Source organism: Rhodovulum sp. PH10 (assembly GCF_000293785.1).
GTDB lineage: Bacteria > Pseudomonadota > Alphaproteobacteria > Rhizobiales > Xanthobacteraceae > Rhodoplanes.
Map to the genome: position 1 here is coordinate 19,754 of NZ_AKZI01000081.1, position 16,045 is coordinate 35,798.

Below are 16,045 nucleotides of genomic sequence, written 5' to 3' on the forward strand. Positions count from 1 at the left end.
GTTCGGTACGGCTCACGCGGCCTGCAGCTCGTCGGCCAGCGAGGCGATCTCCTCGATGGCGGCGGCGAGCTCCTCGGCGCCCTTGGCCTGCTCGCGGGCGGCGTTCGACGCCTCGCCGGAGGCCCGGCTCGCCTGCTGGGCGGCCGCGGCGATCTGCTCGACGCCGGTCTGCACCTCCTTGACGACGCGCACGATCTCGTCGGCGCCGCCGAGGATCTCCTTGTTGCCCGCGAGCACCGTGCCCATGTCGGCGGCAATGGTGTCGAGATTGGCCGAGATGCGCTTGTTCTTCTCGACCTCGACTGCGGCCGCTTCGGCGATCTCGCCGAGATCGTCGCGCACGTCGACGATCTGATCCTGGATCGACTTGACGGTGTCCTTGATCCGATCGGCGTTCTCCGCGGAGTCGCGGGCGAGGTTGCGGATGTCGGTCGACACCACGGCGAATCCCTTGCCGAACTCGCCGGCGCGCGCCGCCTCGACCGAGCCGTTGACGGCCAGCATGTTGGTCTGGATCGACACGGTGGTGATCGCGTCGACGATCTTGTCGATGCGGCGGCTGATCTGCTCGAGCGCGGCGATCTGCTCGCGGCTCGCGAGCCCGGCCTCGACCGACCTGCCGACGCCGACGATCAGCGCATCGACCGCGATCTTGTTGGCGGTGAGCGCCTCGCTGATCGCCTGCCCCTTCTCGAGCGACGTCCGGGCCCGCGACTGGGCCACCAGGGCGCCCTTCTCGATCTGGTTGATGGCGGCCGACGACTGCTGGGTGGCGGCGGCCTGCTGCTGCGCGCCCTTGCCGATCTGCTCCAGCGCCGTCATGATCTGGGCGGCGGCGCGGTTGATCTCCTCGACCGCGCTCGACAGCTCCTCGGCGGCGGAGGCGACCTCCTCGGCGCTCTTGCCGATATTGGTCGAGTTCTTCAGCTCCTCGGCGAGCTCGGCGATCTCCTGCGAGGCCTGCTCGCACTGGGCGAGCGCGGTGGTCTGCTGGTCCACCGTCTTGCCGGCCTCCTGGCAGGCCGAGCCCTGCTCCTCGGCGGCCGCCGCGATCGCCTCCGAGCCCTTCTGGGCCTCCTTGGCGGCGGTGTTCGACTCCTCTGACGCGGCGGCGATCTCACGCCCGCCCTGCATCACCTCGAGCATGTCGAGGCGGACCTGCTCGAGCGTCTCGGTGATCTTCTTGCCCTTCTCGACCTCCTCGCGGGCGGTCACGGCCGAGGTGTTGATGCCCTCGGCGATCACCTTCACGTCCTTCTGGATCTGGGAGATCAGCTCCTGGATGTCGCGGGCCGACTTCTCGCTGGTCTCGGCGAGCGTCCTCACCTCGTCGGCGACCACGGCGAATCCCTTGCCGTGCTGGCCGGCGCGGGCGGCCTCGATGGCAGCGTTGAGGGCGAGCAGATTGGTCTGGTCGGCGATGCGGGCGACCGCCTTGACGACCTCGCCGATGGTCGCGGCCTGGCGCTCCAGCTCCTCCACCATCTTCACCGAGGCCTCCTGCCGCTCGGAGGCGCGACCGATCGCCGTGATCGAGCTGCCGACCTGCGCCGCGACGTCGGCGACCAGCCCCTGCAGCGCTTCGGTCTTGGTGACCGACACCTCGGCATTGGTCTTGGCCGAGACGATGAGGGCGGCGCCGTTGTTCACCGCCTTGAGCGACTGCTGGGCGGCGTTGGCGGCCTCCTCGGCACCCGCCGCGATCTGCTCGGACGCCTTGCGCAGCTCCTCGGCGGCGGCCGCCGCCTCCTGAATACCGGTCGCCATCTGCGACGCCGCCGAGGCGACGCGCTCGGCCGCCTTCTGCTAGCGCGCGAAGGTCCGCGCCTTGCGCTTCTGCGACTCGGTTGCGAGGCGCGAGCCGCCGACGGCGTGCGACTCTCGCGTCATCGCCGCTTCGAGGTCGGCTTGCATCGCGCGGACGGGCGGCTTCTCGGTCACGCCGGCTTTCTTCACCAGAGCCATGGATTTCACTCTTCGGTTTCGCGTTGGATGACGATGTCGGGCCCTTCCGGGGCAGGGAGCGGAGGCGCGGCACGACGCGCGCACCTCGGGCGTCCGTCGCCACGATCTCGTCACGGCTCGGTGTGGAACGCGATGCGGCGAACTCGGGCGATGCGGGGGGCCTGGCCGCCCCCCCGGGAGGCTAGGTTTTCGGCCGTTCGGCCCGAGATCGGGTTCTGGCCAGGGGGAGATCGGGCACGACGACGAGCATGGTGAACGACTTGTTCCCGACGAGCCGCGCGTCCGAATGCGCGTGCGGCACTCGGCGGCCCGTTCAGGGTGGCTCTCAGTACTGCCGCGGCCGATTAAAGAACCGCTTAAGCCGTGTCGGTGAGTCGTAATAATATGTATTAGGCCTATCGGGGAATAGACCTACGCGACGGTGTCCGACGCCTGCGGACCGCGCGTTTCTTGCACGCCGTGGCGCCGATCGCGCTCGCGGCCGACGTATCCGCATGACTGATGCCCTGTTTTCGGATGTCTCGAGCCGAAGCCGACCCGAGGCCGGGGTCGCCAGGTGACAGCTTGGATCGCAGACAAGGGTATCACCGTGTCGCCGGTCCGATCCGTCGCCCATGTTTCCGGCTGCTCGGACGCCATATTGACTCTCGCCGGCCTTTCCGGAATCCATAGGAACAAAGAGAGAACACACCAGAGGAACGATCGTGGCCGAGCCGCCGCCCGCTCCGGGCGAAGTCTTGCGTGCGCTCCGGCAGCGGGTCGCCGCCCTCGAGGCGCACCGACCGCTCGGGACGGGACCGCTCGGAACGGCCGAAGCGGCGCTGCCCCTCGGCGCCCCGGCGCTCGACCGCAGCCTCGGCGGCGGCCTCGCGCTCGGCGCCCTCCACGAGGTCGCCCCGGCGACGGCGCTGCATCTCGGGGCGGCGGCCGGGTTCGTACTGGCGCTGGCGGCACGGGCGATGCGGGCGGGCGGGGGCGAGGTTCTGTGGATCCAGCCCGACCTCGCCGGCCGCGAGGCGGGCCGGCTCTACGGCCCCGGCCTCGACCTCGCCGGCCTGCCGCTCGCCCGGGTGATCGATCTGCGGGTGCCGCACGAGCGGGACGCCGCCTGGGCGATGGAGGAGGCGCTGCCGTGCCGGGCGCTCGCCGCGGTGGTCGGCGAGTTCTTCGACGACCGCGCGCTCGATCTCACCACCCTGCGCCGCCTGTCGCTCGCCGCGGCGCGCCATGGTCGCGCGGGCGGGCTCGGCCTCATGCTGCGCCACCATGCCGGCGCGGCGGCGAGCCCGGCCGTCACCCGGTTCGAGATCGCGGCGGCACCGGGCCCCCGCGATCCGTTCGGCGGCCTCGGCCGGCCGACCGTCCATGTCTCTCTCGTGCGCAACCGCCGCGGCCCGACCGGCTGCTGGCTCCTGTCGTGGAATCACCATGAGCACGTCTTCCTCGCGGCGCCTTCTCTCGCTCTGGCTCCGACGGCTCTCGACCGACCGCATCGTGCAAGCCCGCCGGCGCCGCTCGGGCGCACCGGATGAGGACACGGCATCGGCCCCGGCCGCGCTCGTCACCGCCCACCTGGTGAGGTCGGCGCAGCGGATCGCCGCCGTGAACGACGTCGCCGCCGGGCTCGGCCTCGCGGTCGGCGCGACGATCGCCGATGCGCGCGCCCGCCATCCCGATCTCGCCGTCGAGCCGCACGATCCGGCCGCCGACCACGCGCTGCTCGTCGCCGTGGCCGACGCCTGTGACCGCTTCACCCCGCTGGTGGCGCTCGATCCGCCCGACGGCGTGATGCTCGACATCACCGGCTGCGCCCATCTGTTCGGCGGCGAGGCGGCGCTCGCCCGTGGGGTCGCCGGGCTCGCCGCGACGCGCGGCCTGTCGGCGCGGGTCGCGCTCGCCGACACGCCGGGCTGCGCCTTCGCGGTGGCGCGTCACGGCCGCGCCGGCGGGGCGCCCCTCGTCGTTCCCCCCGGCGGCCAGCGCGAGGCGTTGCTGCGTCTGCCGCTCGCCGCGCTGCGGCTCGCGCCCGAGCGGGTGGCGGCGCTCGCCGCGGTCGGCCTGACCCACGTCGCCGACGTGATCGACCTGCCGCGCGCGAGCGTGGCGGCGCGCTTCGACGGCCTCCTCGACCGGCTCGACGCGGCGCTCGGCCATCTCCACACGCCGATCACGCCGCGCCGGCCGATGCCGGACCTGATGACGGAGCAAAGCCTCGCCGAGCCGGTGATGCTGGAGCGCGACGTCCTGAGCACGATCGAGCGGCTCGCCGGCCGCCTCGCCCGCGTGCTGGAAAACCGCGGCGAAGGCGCGCGAAAGCTCGAGGCGGCGCTGTTCCGCACCGACGGCCGGGTGTTCCGCATCGCGGTCGGCACCGGCGCGCCGGTGCGCGATCCCGAGCGCATCGCCCGCCTGTTCGCCGATCGTCTCGCGGTCGGCGAGCCGTGCGATCCGGGCTTCGGCTACGACCTCGTCCGCCTGTCGGCGTTGGCGACCGAGCCGGCCGGCCCGGTGCAGACCGGGCTCGACGCGAACGCCGCCGACACGGTCGCGCTCGATCATCTGATCGACCGGCTCGGCGTCCGGTTCGGCGCCCGCCGCGTCACCCGCCAGGTGCCGCAGGACACCCATGTGCCGGAGTCTTGCTGTGCCGCGCTGCCGGCGCAGGCACGGCCCCGGCCCGTCCTGCCGGCGGCGGCCGAGGCGGAATTTCTCGTCGACGGCCTCGGTCCCGAGCGCCCGCTGCGGCTGCTGGAACGGCCCGAGCCCGTCGAGGCGGTGGCCGAGGTGCCGGACGGACCGCCGGTGCGCTTCCGCTGGCGGCGCGTGCTCCACGAGGTGGCGGCCGCCGAGGGCCCCGAGCGTCTCGCTCTGCCGTGGTGGTGCACCGCCGACGCCCCTCCTCCGACGCGGGATTACTTCCGGGTCGAGACCCGGCTCGGCGTGCGCCTGTGGCTCTTCCGCGAAGGCCTTTACGGACGCGAGACGCCGCGCCCGCGCTGGTTCCTGCACGGACTGTTCGGGTGACGGGATGCCGGCGTCACGAGCGGAGCTATACGGTGCCGGCGATCTTCTCCCGTGCCGCCTGCGCGAGAAACGCCGAGCGAGTCAGCCCTCGCGCTTCGGCCGCGTGGTCGATCTGATCGACCAATCCCTTGTCCAGCGACACGTTGATCCGCACGGTGCGGCCGGCATCGCTCAACAGCGGCACGGCGATCAGCAGCGCGCCGGCCCCGAGAGACTCCCGCACCTCCTCGTCGCTCCGCACCTCGTCCAAGGAACGGGCCGGCGGCACCGGCTGTCCCGCACTCTCCAGCGCCTCGACATGCTGGCGCAACGCCGCCGCGGCGTTCGCGGCCGCCGCGGCCAGCGTGTCGCCGGCCGAGAAGCAGCCCTCGACATCCGGGAACCAGATTCCGAACGCGCTGTCCGGGTCCTTCTCGACGATCGCGACGTACTGGACCATCATGCTGCGCCTCTAAAGTCTCCATCCCGCCAGCTTGTAGATCCGTCGCACCAGACCGACCGGCAGATCCCGGCGCGGATGCGTGACGGTGACGAGCAAGGGTCGCTGCGGATGCTTGAAGGTGTGGTGGTCGCCATTCACACGATCCAGCACCCAGCCATCCTTTTTCAGCATCCCGATCAGCTTGCGGCTGTCCTTCTCCATCGAACCACGGCTCCGATCGTGAGACCGCTCGCTCGGGGTGCGCTGCGGCCCATTGAAGGGTTCTACGACGGCGGAAGACCGCCGAAGGCGGCCAGAGCCATTCCACCGCGAATTCTTCAATGAGGCCGCGGCGGTGAAACCGCGGAAGATTGCGTAAATAAATACACACCGCAGCCCGAAACGCAACCCAATGCCCGCTTATGCCGAGCTCGCCGTCACCACCAACTTCTCGTTTCTGCGCGGGGCGTCGCATCCGGAGGAGCTGGTGCGGCAGGCGAAGGCGCTCGGGCTCGCGGCGCTCGGGGTGGCGGACCGCAACTCGGTCGCCGGCGTGGTGCGGGCCCACGAGGCGGCGAAGGAGCACGGGGCGCGGCTCGCGGTCGGGACGCGGCTGGTGTTCGCCGACGACACCCCCGACATCCTCGCCTATCCGCGGGATCGTGCGGCCTGGGCGCGGCTCACGCGCCTCCTCACGCTCGGCAAGCGGCGCACCCGCAAGGGCGCCTGCATACTGCATCGCGGCGACCTGCTCGCCGACGCCGAGGGGTTCAACCTGATCGTCCTGGCGGACGGGCGGGAGCGGCTGTCGGCCCGCAGCCCGTGCGCGAGCGCGTGGGCCACACCCGGCGCACCCGGCACCCCCGGCGTGCCCACCCCGGAACCACCCGTCTTGCGGAAGGGGGCGCCGGCCGGGCCGGCCCGTCCCCGGACGCCGCCGCCTCCTGCGCGCAAAACCACCGGCACCGATCCGGCGTTGCCGTCGTCTCTCCGCGAGGCCGGCGCCCGCGTCTGGCTCGGCGCGCGCATGCTCCATCGCGGCGACGACGCACGGCGGCTGGCGCGGCTCGCAGCCTTCGGAGCGAGGACGCGCACCCCGCTGATCGCGGTCGGTGACGTGCTCTATCACGTCCCCGAGCGGCGCCCCCTGCACGACGTGATCACCTGCATCCGCACCCACACCACGCTCGACGCCGCCGGCCGCCGGCTCGAGGCGAACGCCGAGCGTCATCTGAAGACGGCCGACGAGATGGCGCGCCTGTTCCGCGCCGCCCCCGAGGCGGTGACGCAGACGCTGGTGTTTCTGGAAAGCTGCCGCTTCTCGCTCGACGAGCTCGCCTACGACTATCCGGACGAGGTGCGCGAGGGATTCCCGACCCCGCAGGCGGCATTGGTCGCCTATGCCGAGGAGGGCGCGGCCCGGCGCTATCCAGGCGGCGTGCCGGCAAAGGTGCGTCACGTGCTCGATCACGAGTACCGGCTGATCGACGCGCTCGGCTATGCGCCCTATTTCCTCACCGTGCACGACATCGTGCGGTACGCCCGCGCGCGCGGCATTCTCTGCCAGGGCCGCGGTTCGGCGGCGAACTCGGCGGTGTGCTACTGCCTCGGCATCACCGAGGTCGATCCGGCGCGCGCCGATCTCCTGTTCGAGCGCTTCGTCTCGGCCGAGCGGCGCGAGCCCCCCGATATCGACGTCGACTTCGAGCACGAGCGGCGCGAGGACGTGATCCAGTACATCTATCGCCGTTACGGCCGCGAGCGCGCCGGCCTCGCCGCCACCGTGATCCGTTATCGCGGTCGCAGCGCGATGCGCGACGTCGGCAAGGCGTTCGGCCTGTCGGAGGACGTGATCGGCGTGCTGACCGGCACGCTGTGGGGATTTTCGCGCGAGGCCGTCTCGGACGAGCATGCGCGCCGCACCGGCCTCGACCCGTCGGACGTGCGGCTCGCCCGCACGCTCGCACTGGCGCGCGAGCTGGTGGGCTTTCCTCGCCATCTCTCCCAGCACGTCGGCGGCTTCGTGATCACCCGCGGCCGGCTCGACGCGCTGGTGCCGATCGAGAACGCCGCGATGGAGGACCGCACCGTCATCGAGTGGGACAAGGACGACCTCGACACGCTGCACATCCTGAAGATCGACGTGCTGGCGCTCGGCATGCTGACCTGCCTGCGCCGAGCGCTGGATTGTCTGCAGCGGCATTACGGGGAGAGTTTCCGCGGCGAGGCTCCCACTTTTCTTCCCCCCGCGTGTGGGGAGAGGGTGAACGAGGCGCCGAGCCGGCCCGCCCGCCTCGACCTCTCCTGCATCCCGGCCGAGGACGAGGCCGTCTACCGCATGCTGTCGCGGGCCGACTCGGTCGGTGTCTTTCAGGTCGAGAGTCGCGCCCAGATGACCATGCTGCCGCGGCTGAGGCCGAAAACCTTCTACGACTTGGTGATCGAGGTGGCGATCGTGCGGCCCGGGCCGATCCAGGGCGACATGGTGCACCCCTATCTGCGCCGCCGGCAGGGCTTGGAGCCGGTGCGGTTCCCCTCCCCCGCCCCGGAGCACGGCCCGGCCGACGAGCTGGCGCAGGTGCTCGGCAAGACGCTCGGCGTGCCGCTGTTCCAGGAGCAGGCGATGCGCATCGCCATCGTCGCGGCCGGCTTCACCCCGTCGGAGGCCGACCGGCTGCGCCGGGCGATGGCGACGTTCCGCCGGGTCGGGACGATCGGGTATTTTCGCGGCAAGCTGATCGACGGCATGACGGCCCGCGGCTATCCGCGCGATTTCGCCGAGCGCTGCTTCGGGCAGATCGAGGGGTTCGGCGAGTACGGCTTTCCGGAGAGCCACGCGGCGAGCTTCGCGCTGCTGGTCTATGCCTCCGCCTGGATCAAGTGCCACTATCCCGACGTGTTCGCCGCCGCGCTCCTGAACAGCCAGCCGATGGGGTTTTATGCGCCGGCCCAGATCGTCCGCGACGCCCGCGACCACGGCATCGAGGTGCGCCCGATCGACGTGAATTTTTCCGGCTGGGACAACGCGCCGGAGCCTCCGTCCTCCGCGGCGCCCGGACGCCCCCTCCCCGCACGCGGGGAGAGCGACACAGCGAAGGAGCGCCCTCGTCTCCACCCCCGTCACCGCGACATGGCGGGCGACATCCGCGCGACCCACGCGGTGCGGCTCGGCTTCCGCCAGATCGCCGGCCTCCGGGAGGAGGACGGCCGCAAGATCTCCGACGTGCGGGGCGACGGCTTCGACTCGATCCGCGATCTGTGGCTGCGCACGGCGCTCTCGCCCGCCGTTCTGGAGCGGCTCGCGCAGGCGGATGCGTTCCGCTCGCTCGGGCTCGACCGCCGCCGCGCGCTGTGGGCCGTGCGGGCGCTGCGCCGCTCGGGCGACAAGGACGACCTGCCGCTGTTCGCCCGCGTCGCCACCCCTGAGCAGGAGCCGGACGTGGCGCTGCCGCCGATGCGGCTCGGCGAGCAGGTGGTCGCCGACTATCGCCACCTGCACCTGTCGCTGAAGGCGCATCCGGTGTCGTTCCTGCGCGGCGATCTCGCGCGACGCCGCATCGTGCCGAACGAGCGGCTCGCCGCCCTGCCGTCCGGACGGCGGGTGTCGGCGGCCGGGCTGGTGCTGGTGCGCCAGCGGCCCGGCACCGCCAAGGGCGTGATCTTCACGACCCTCGAGGACGAGACCGGGGTCGCCAACGTGATCGTCTGGCCGCAGGTGTTCGAGCTCTACCGGCCGATCGTGATCGGGGCGCGCCTGATCGGCGTCTGCGGCCGGCTGCAGAACGAGCAGGGCGTCGTCCATGTGGTGGCCGACCGGCTCGAAGACCTCACGCCGCTGCTGCGCCGGCTCGCCGAGGACACCGGCTGCGTCGACAACCTCGCCCGTTGCGACGAGTTCAAGCGGCCGATTCCGGAGCACCGCCAGCCTTTGCGGGCCGACGCATCGCTCGCCGCCCGCTCGCGCGAGGCGCCCGACTTCCGCGACGATCTCGGCAGCAATCTCGCCGACGATCCGGCCCCGGCCGGAAAGGTGGGCCGCACCATGCCGAAGGGACGGAATTTTCGCTGACGCCACCCGCTCACACCGACCCCGATCACGCCGCCCCACTACGCTGCCCCACTACGCGGCCAGGGTCACGCCGCCCCGCTCACGCCTCGCCGCCGCGCCGGACGATCGGCCCGCTCAGGGCAAGCGCCGTCTGCACCAGGGCGAGATGGCTCAGCGCCTGCGGAAAGTTGCCCGCCAGCCGCCGCCCGCGCGTGTCGTACTCCTCGGCGAGCAGCCCGAGATCGTTGCGCACCGACAGCAGCCGCTCGAACGTCGCGCGGGCGGCCGCGTGGCGCCCCTGCATCGCCTGGCACTCGGCGAGCCAGCACGAGCAGGCGAGGAAGGCGCCTTCCGGGTTCTCACCGTGCGCGCGCCAGCGCCGCACCAGACCGTCCTCGACCAGCTCGCGCTCGATCGCCGCGATCGTCGCCGCCATCCTCTCGTCGTCGGCCGGCAGGAAGCCGACGATCGGCAGCAGCAGCAGGCTGGCGTCGAGCTCCTGGCTGCCGTAGTACGACACGAACCGGCCGAGCCCGGGGTCGTAGCCGTTGGCGCAGATGTCGCGATGGACGAAGCCCGCGAGGTCGCGGAAGCGCGCGAGACCGTCCGGGTCGGCGCGCTCGGTGGTCGCCGGGTCGCGGGTGAAACGGTCGAGCGCGACCCAGGCGGAAGCCTTCGAATAGACGTGGTGGCGCGGCTTTCCGCGCACCTCCCAAAGGCCCTGGTCGGGCTCGCGCCACACATCGGCGACGTGCTGCACGATCGCCACCTGCAGGGCGAAGCTCTGCTCGGACGGCGCGATGCCGGCTTTTGCGGCGAGGTGCAGCGCGTCGATCACCTCGCCGTAGACGTCGAGCTGGAGCTGGCGCGAGGCGGCGTTGCCGATCCGCACCGGCGTCGCCCAGCGGAACCCCGGCAGCCAGCCGGGCTGCCATTCCTCCAAGCGGCGCGAGCCGTCCAGCCGATACATGATGCGCATCTTGTCCGGGGCCCCGGCGACCGCGCGCAACAGCCAGTCGCGCCACGCCTTCGCCTCGTCGGCGTATCCGGCATTGATCAGCGCGGAGAGGGTGAAGGTGGCATCGCGCAGCCAGCAGAACCGGTAGTCCCAGTTCATCTCGCCGGCCGGCGCCTCCGGCAGCGAGGTGGTCGGCGCCGCGACGATCCCTCCGGTCGGCCGGTAGATCAGCGCCTTCAGCGTGATCAGCGAGCGCCGCACCGCCTCCGGCCAGTCGGTCGCCCCGCCGAACTTTCCGATCCAGTCGCCCCATCGGCGGCGGGTCTCGGCGAGCGCCGCGCGCGGGTCGATCGGCGGCGGCGGGCCGATCGCCGAATCGCCGTAGGCGAGCACGAAATGCACTTCCTCCCCCTCGCGCACCGCGACCTCGGCGCCGAGGATGCCGCGCTCGAGCGACAGCGCGACCGGCGCCCGCAGCACCACCAGATCGGGACCGACGCGGGCGAGCGCGGTGTCGCCGTCGACCTCGATCCACGGCGGCATCGAGCCGTAGTCGAACTGCAGATCGACCGCGCTGCGCACCGTCACGGTGCCCGCGAGCCCGCGCACGGTGCGCACCAGCACCGAGGCGCCCTCGCGGATCGGCATGAAGTCGACCACCCGTACCCGGCCGGTGTCGGTCGTGTGGTCGGTCTCGAGGATCAGCGTGTCGTCCTGATAACGCCGCTCGCTCTCGCACGGCGTCACCGGCGCGAGCCGCCAGCAGCCGTGCTCGGCGGTGCCGAGCAGCGCGGCGAAGCACGCGTCCGAATCGAAGCGCGGCCAGCACAGCCAGTCGATCGATCCGTCGCGGCCGACCAGCGCGGCGGTCTCGCCGTCGCCGATCAGCCCGTAATCCTCGATCAACCCGGCCATGCCGGCACCGCGCCGAGCACCCGGCTCCGCGGTCTTTCGCGGGCCGCAGCGGACAGCTCCCCGCGCGCGGCGAGCGCCTTGATGCGGTCGCCGGTACGGCAGGCGATCGCCTGGATGGTGAGCGAGGGATTGACGCCGCCGACGGTCGGAAACACCGAGCCGTCGCAGATCCACAGGTTGGGAATGTCCCACGAGCGGCAGTCGGCGTTCACCACGCTTTTCGCCGGGTCGTCGCCCATCCGCGCGGTGCCGTTGAGGTGGCAGGTGTCGTCGTGCTGCTCCCAGATGTCGCGCGCGCCGGCGGCGTCGAGCGCCTGCCCCATGAAGTCGAGCGCGTGGCGGTTCATTCGCTCGTCGTTGTCGCACCAGGAATAGGAGACGCGCGGGATCGGCAGCCCGTACTGATCCTTCTCGTCGGTCAGCGTCACGCCGTTCCTCTCCTGCGGCATGTACTCGCTCACCACCTTGAGGCCGGCGACGTGATTGTAGCGCTGCATCTCGTCGAGCAGCGACTCGCCCCACAGGCCGTGCGCGGTCGCCTGCGTCTTGCCCCACAGCTGCGGCAGCGGCCCCTGGCTCATGTAGGAATAGCCGCCGAAGAAATCTTTTCCGGTGTCGTCGTAGTTCCAGTGCTCGGTGATGGCGAGCGAGGGCGGCCCCTTGTAGGAGCGGATCTCCTCGTCCATCACCCCCCACACCGCCTGATTGCCCTGGACCATCAGGTTCCTTCCGACCAGGCCGGACGAGTTCGCGAGGCCGTTCGGGAATTTGTCGTTCGCCGACATCAGCAGGAGACGCGGCGTCTCGATCGCGTAGCCGGCGACCACCACGTTCCGCGCCTTCTGGAAGCGCCAGCGGCCCTCGCGGAGATAATGCACGCCGGTCGCGAGCCCCGCTGCGTCGGTCTCGATGCGGCCGACCATCGCGAGGTCGCGGATCTCGGCGCCGGCGCGGACGGCGCGCGGCAGCCAGGTGAGCAGCACGCTCTGCTTGGCGTTGGTCGAGCAGCCGATGGTGCAGAAACCGCGATAGACGCAGGGCGGCGAGGCGCCGCGCGGCGCCGACAGGGTGGCGAGCGGCGTCTCGGTCCAGGCGATGCCGAGCGCCTCGGCGCCGCGCGCCAACACTTTTGCGGCGGCGTTCAGCTCGTGCGCGCGATAAGGATAGCGCGGGCGCTTCGGTCCCCACGGATAGGTGAGCGGGCCGGCGATCTTCAGCGTCTGCTCGACCTCCTCGTAATAAGACCACATCTCGCGCCAGTCGAGCGGCCAGTCGGCGCCGTAGCCGAGCCGGGTGCGCGCCTTGAACCATTCGGGGCGGAACCTGAGCGACACCATCGCGAAATGCACGGTCGAGCCGCCGACCGATTTGCCCGAATTGTTGGAGCCGAGCTGCAACGGGTTGTCGCCGTCGACGATCCGCTCGTCGGTCCAATAGAGCTTGTGCTGCTCGGTCTCGTCGGAGGCGAAATCCTCGAGCGGACGCCAGTACGGACCGGCGTCGAGCGCGACCACCGAGAAGCCCGCCTCGGCGAGCTTGCAGGCGAGCGTGCCGCCGCCGGCGCCGGTGCCGACGATCACGAAATCCACCGCCTCGCCGTCGTCGTGCTCGCGCATCGGCATCCAGGCGCCGGGCCGAAACACGTCCGGGCACCGGCCGTTTTTTGCACGCGGCTCGGTGGCGGGATCGGCCGGCGGCCGCCCGCTGCGCTGCCGGAGGGCGCCTGCGCCCACCCGCGCATTGGCGCGCCGCGCGTCGTCCTCGCGGCCGGGCGTCGCCTCGGCGGCTTCCCAGGAATCGCGGCGATCGAAGTCCATCCGCACATAGCCGCGTGGGCTCGCCGGGCCGCCGAAGCCGATCTCGTTCCACGCGGTCGGATGCGCGTAATAGCTCGTCACGATGTCGGTCGCCGCGCGGTGCTCGAAGAACGCCGCGGGCGACATGCCGTCCCACGCCGCGTGCTCGAGATCGCCTTTCTTCATTGCTGCGAGCAGGATGTCCTGCTGGGCGATGTCGAGCTCGTGAAAGCGCCGCCGGTAACGTTCCTGCGTCTCGGCGTCGAGGGCGGCGAGCGCGCGCCGCCACGCCTCGCCCATCGGCGGAAGTTTTGCCTGGCGAAAGCCGTCGCCGGTGCTCTCGTGCATCTTCAGGTCGACCATCGCAGCGACCGGCACCGGGCGCTCACGGTCGGACGGCTGCACGACGATGCGGTCGCACACCGCCTTCAGCGTCTGCCATTCGGCGTCGTCGAAGAAGCGATGCGTCTCCGGATCGAGCGCGAGGCGGCGGTCGACCACGTCGCGCGTGACCTCGTTCCAGGACGGGGTGTCGCGCTTGGCGAGCACGTCGTAGCCGGGGAAGAGATCACGCATCGGGGTGATCCTCCAGCAGCGCAAGCGCACCGAGGCCGGCGAGCGCGAGCCCCGTAAAGCTCGGCGGGGCGGGGATCGGCGGGCCGTCGAGCACGGTCTGGCGCCAGTTGCGCCAGCCACCCATGTTGCGGCTGACGCCGTAGACGTGGAAGCCGGAGCCGGCGAAGCCCATCGCCGCGGTGAGGCGCAGCCACCAGCGGGCGAAGCGGCGGTTCTCGCGCTTCGGGCCGATCGCCTCGCGTGCCATCAAGACGGCGGCGACCGGCGGCAGCGTCACCGGCAGCACCATGAAGGGGTTGTGATACGCGCCGCGGAAATGCAGCAGCGCCGCCTCGCCCATCGTGCCGATCAGGCCGATCGCGGTGACCGCCGCCATCATCCGCCCGGCCGGGATGCCGAGCACGCGCGGGCGTCGTCCGGGCTCGGTGTCGCGCACCCGCTCGGCGACCGCGCCGAGCAGGCCGGACAGCATGATCGCGTTGGGGGCGCCGAGCGGCGCGCCGTAGAACAGGTTCTGCCAGTCGAGCCGGCCGGGCCGCTTCAGCACGTTGTAGAGATGGAAGCCGGTGCCGACCAGGCCGGTGACGGCGGCGGTGAGATAGACGCCGTCGCGCAGGCGATGCGCCCCGGCGGAGCGGTCGCGCAGGCCGTGCAGGCTGGTCGCCAGCGTCGCGGTCGAGACGACCAGCGGCGTGAACATCGCCTTGTTGGCGAACGAGCCGCGATAGTGCTCGATCGCGCTGTCGGCGAGCACCGAGAAGGCGAGCAGGCCGGCGGCGCGGTTCAGCCGGCGGCCGGCGCGGGTGGTCGCGACCTCGGAGGGCGAGCGATGCCACGACCCGGCGACGAGGTCGGCGGCGTGATGCAGCGCGTCGCGGGTCGCCGGCAGCGGTGCGTCGGGCCGCGGCGCCGGCCGGGTGCCGCGCGCGAGCAGCGCGGCGATGCCGACGCCCAGCACGGCGACACCGATCCCGAGCCCCGCCTGGGCGGCGTCGATCTGCCGGCCGGAGGTCAGCGGCCCGCTTGGTCTCATCGGCTGGTGCATTCTCACCTCGCGAGTGTGTCGTCTCGTCAGACGCGGAATTCTTCGGCGTCGGCGTGCTTGAAGATCAGCCCGTGGCCCGGCCGCGAGAGATTTGGCACGATCACGCCGTCGCGCGGCGTCGGCGCGCCGTCGAACAGCATGTGCTCGATGCGGACGTGATCGTGAAACCATTCGAGATGGCGCAGCCGCGTCGCCGCGCAGGCGACCGGCAGATGCGCGGCCGGCGCGCAGTGGCCGGACAGCGGCAGATGATGCGCCTCGCACAGCGCCGCCGCCTGCAGGAAGCCGGTGTAGCCGCCGCAGCGGGTGACGTCGGCCTGCAGCACGTCGACCGCGCCGGCGGCAACCATGCGGCGGAAGGAATCGGCGTTCCAGCCGTACTCGCCGGCGGCGATCTCCATCCGTGCCGGCGCGCGCTCGCGCACGCGGGAAAGGCCGGCGAGATCGTCGGAGGAGACCGGCTCCTCCAGCCAGCGCACGTCGGCCTCGTCCGCGAAGCGCTCCGCATAATCGAGCGCCTGCGACACCGTCCAGGCGCCGTTGGCGTCGACGAACAGCATGCGCTCGCCGATCGCCTTCTTCGCCACCGCCACCCGGTGCGGATCACGGTCCGGATCGCTGCCGACCTTCATTTTCACGAAGGCGCAGCCGTCCACCTCGACCCAGTGTGAAAGCTGGCCGCGCAGCTCGTCGTCGTCGTAGGTGGTGAAGCCGCCGGAGCCGTAGACCGGCACGGCATCGCGCAGCCGGCCGAGCAGCAGCGCGAGCGGCACCTCGAGCAGCTTCGCTTTCAGATCCCACAATGCGATGTCGACCGCCGAGATGGCGGTCGCGGCGAGCCCGTCGCGGCCGAGATTGCGCACGAGCGCCGTCATCGCCCGCCACGCCGCCGGCGGGTCGAACGCGTCGTAGCGCTTCGCCGCATCGGCGAGGTGCTTTTCGATCAGCGGCACGATCGAGGCGTCGGAATAGGTGTAGCCGAGCCCGGTCTTGCCGGCCGCCTCCGCCTCGACGATCACCAGCGTGGTGGCGGACCAGGAGAAGGTGCCGTCGGCCTCCGGCCGGTCGGTCGGGATGCGGTAGGCGCGCGCCCGCACCTCCCGCACCGGCGCCTCGCAGCCGGGACGACCCGCCATCGCATCCGGAGCGTCCGCCGCGCTCATGTCGCCTCACCGCCGAGCGTGCGAGCCGAGCGGGAGACGCGGCGAGCCGGATCGACGGGCACGGCGAGGCTGCTCGCCTGGTCCGCGGCGATGTGTGGGGGCGTGTCGTTCATCTGCATGGCACCGTGGGCGAT

General features: G+C 71.8%; 11 protein-coding genes. 3 read left to right on the plus strand and 8 right to left on the minus strand.

Annotated elements, in window-relative coordinates; genetic code table 11:
* Positions 1 to 12 precede the first annotated feature (12 nt).
* Together A33M_RS13645 and A33M_RS24660 are read right to left on the minus strand one after the other, a co-directional pair.
* Positions 13 to 1,767, minus strand: a complete 1,755-nt coding sequence (locus tag A33M_RS13645) for a methyl-accepting chemotaxis protein (protein WP_008388065.1) — start codon at positions 1,765 to 1,767, stop codon at positions 13 to 15.
* Between the two features lie 39 nt (positions 1,768 to 1,806).
* A complete protein-coding gene (locus A33M_RS24660) occupies positions 1,807 to 1,965 on the minus strand; it encodes a hypothetical protein (protein WP_008388067.1) in 159 nt (52 codons plus the stop codon).
* A 704-nt stretch (positions 1,966 to 2,669) separates the two neighbouring features.
* On the opposite strand from A33M_RS24660, the gene A33M_RS13650 reads away from it, so the two are divergent.
* Together A33M_RS13650 and A33M_RS13655 are read left to right on the plus strand one after the other, a co-directional pair.
* A complete protein-coding gene (locus tag A33M_RS13650; RefSeq protein WP_008388068.1) occupies positions 2,670 to 3,497 on the plus strand; it encodes an ImuA family protein in 828 nt (275 codons plus the stop codon).
* Complete coding sequence (locus tag A33M_RS13655) at positions 3,394 to 4,989, plus strand: Y-family DNA polymerase (protein ID WP_202801893.1); 1,596 nt, start codon at positions 3,394 to 3,396, stop codon at positions 4,987 to 4,989. The genes A33M_RS13650 and A33M_RS13655 overlap by 104 nt, the downstream gene beginning before the upstream one ends.
* Positions 4,990 to 5,014: 25 nt before the next feature.
* On the opposite strand, the gene A33M_RS13660 is transcribed toward A33M_RS13655, so the two are convergent.
* Positions 5,015 to 5,431 (minus strand): type II toxin-antitoxin system HicB family antitoxin, encoded by a 417-nt coding sequence (locus tag A33M_RS13660; protein WP_008388073.1) that lies wholly within the window; start codon positions 5,429 to 5,431, stop codon positions 5,015 to 5,017.
* A gap of 9 nt (positions 5,432 to 5,440) precedes the next feature.
* Positions 5,441 to 5,632: a type II toxin-antitoxin system HicA family toxin gene (locus A33M_RS13665; protein ID WP_008388075.1), complete on the minus strand. Its 192-nt coding sequence runs from the start codon at positions 5,630 to 5,632 to the stop codon at positions 5,441 to 5,443.
* A 190-nt stretch (positions 5,633 to 5,822) separates the two neighbouring features.
* On the opposite strand from A33M_RS13665, the gene A33M_RS13670 reads away from it, so the two are divergent.
* Positions 5,823 to 9,479, plus strand: a complete 3,657-nt coding sequence (locus A33M_RS13670; RefSeq protein WP_008388077.1) for an error-prone DNA polymerase — start codon at positions 5,823 to 5,825, stop codon at positions 9,477 to 9,479.
* A gap of 79 nt (positions 9,480 to 9,558) precedes the next feature.
* On the opposite strand, the gene A33M_RS13675 is transcribed toward A33M_RS13670, so the two are convergent.
* From A33M_RS13675 to A33M_RS13695, 4 genes are read right to left on the minus strand one after another with little or no spacing between them, the layout of a single operon-like run.
* Positions 9,559 to 11,331, minus strand: a complete 1,773-nt coding sequence (locus tag A33M_RS13675) for a glycoside hydrolase family 15 protein (RefSeq protein WP_008388079.1) — start codon at positions 11,329 to 11,331, stop codon at positions 9,559 to 9,561.
* On the minus strand, positions 11,319 to 13,703 hold the full coding sequence (locus A33M_RS13680) for a GMC family oxidoreductase (protein ID WP_008388080.1): 2,385 nt from the start codon (positions 13,701 to 13,703) through the stop codon (positions 11,319 to 11,321). The genes A33M_RS13675 and A33M_RS13680 overlap by 13 nt, the downstream gene beginning before the upstream one ends.
* Entirely contained in the window at positions 13,696 to 14,748 is a 1,053-nt protein-coding gene (locus A33M_RS13690) for a hypothetical protein (protein WP_008388082.1), read from the minus strand. Before A33M_RS13690 ends, A33M_RS13680 begins: the two co-directional genes overlap by 8 nt.
* 26 nt (positions 14,749 to 14,774) lie before the next feature.
* Positions 14,775 to 15,911: an enolase C-terminal domain-like protein gene (locus A33M_RS13695; protein WP_008388085.1), complete on the minus strand. Its 1,137-nt coding sequence runs from the start codon at positions 15,909 to 15,911 to the stop codon at positions 14,775 to 14,777.
* Positions 15,912 to 16,045 lie beyond the last annotated feature (134 nt).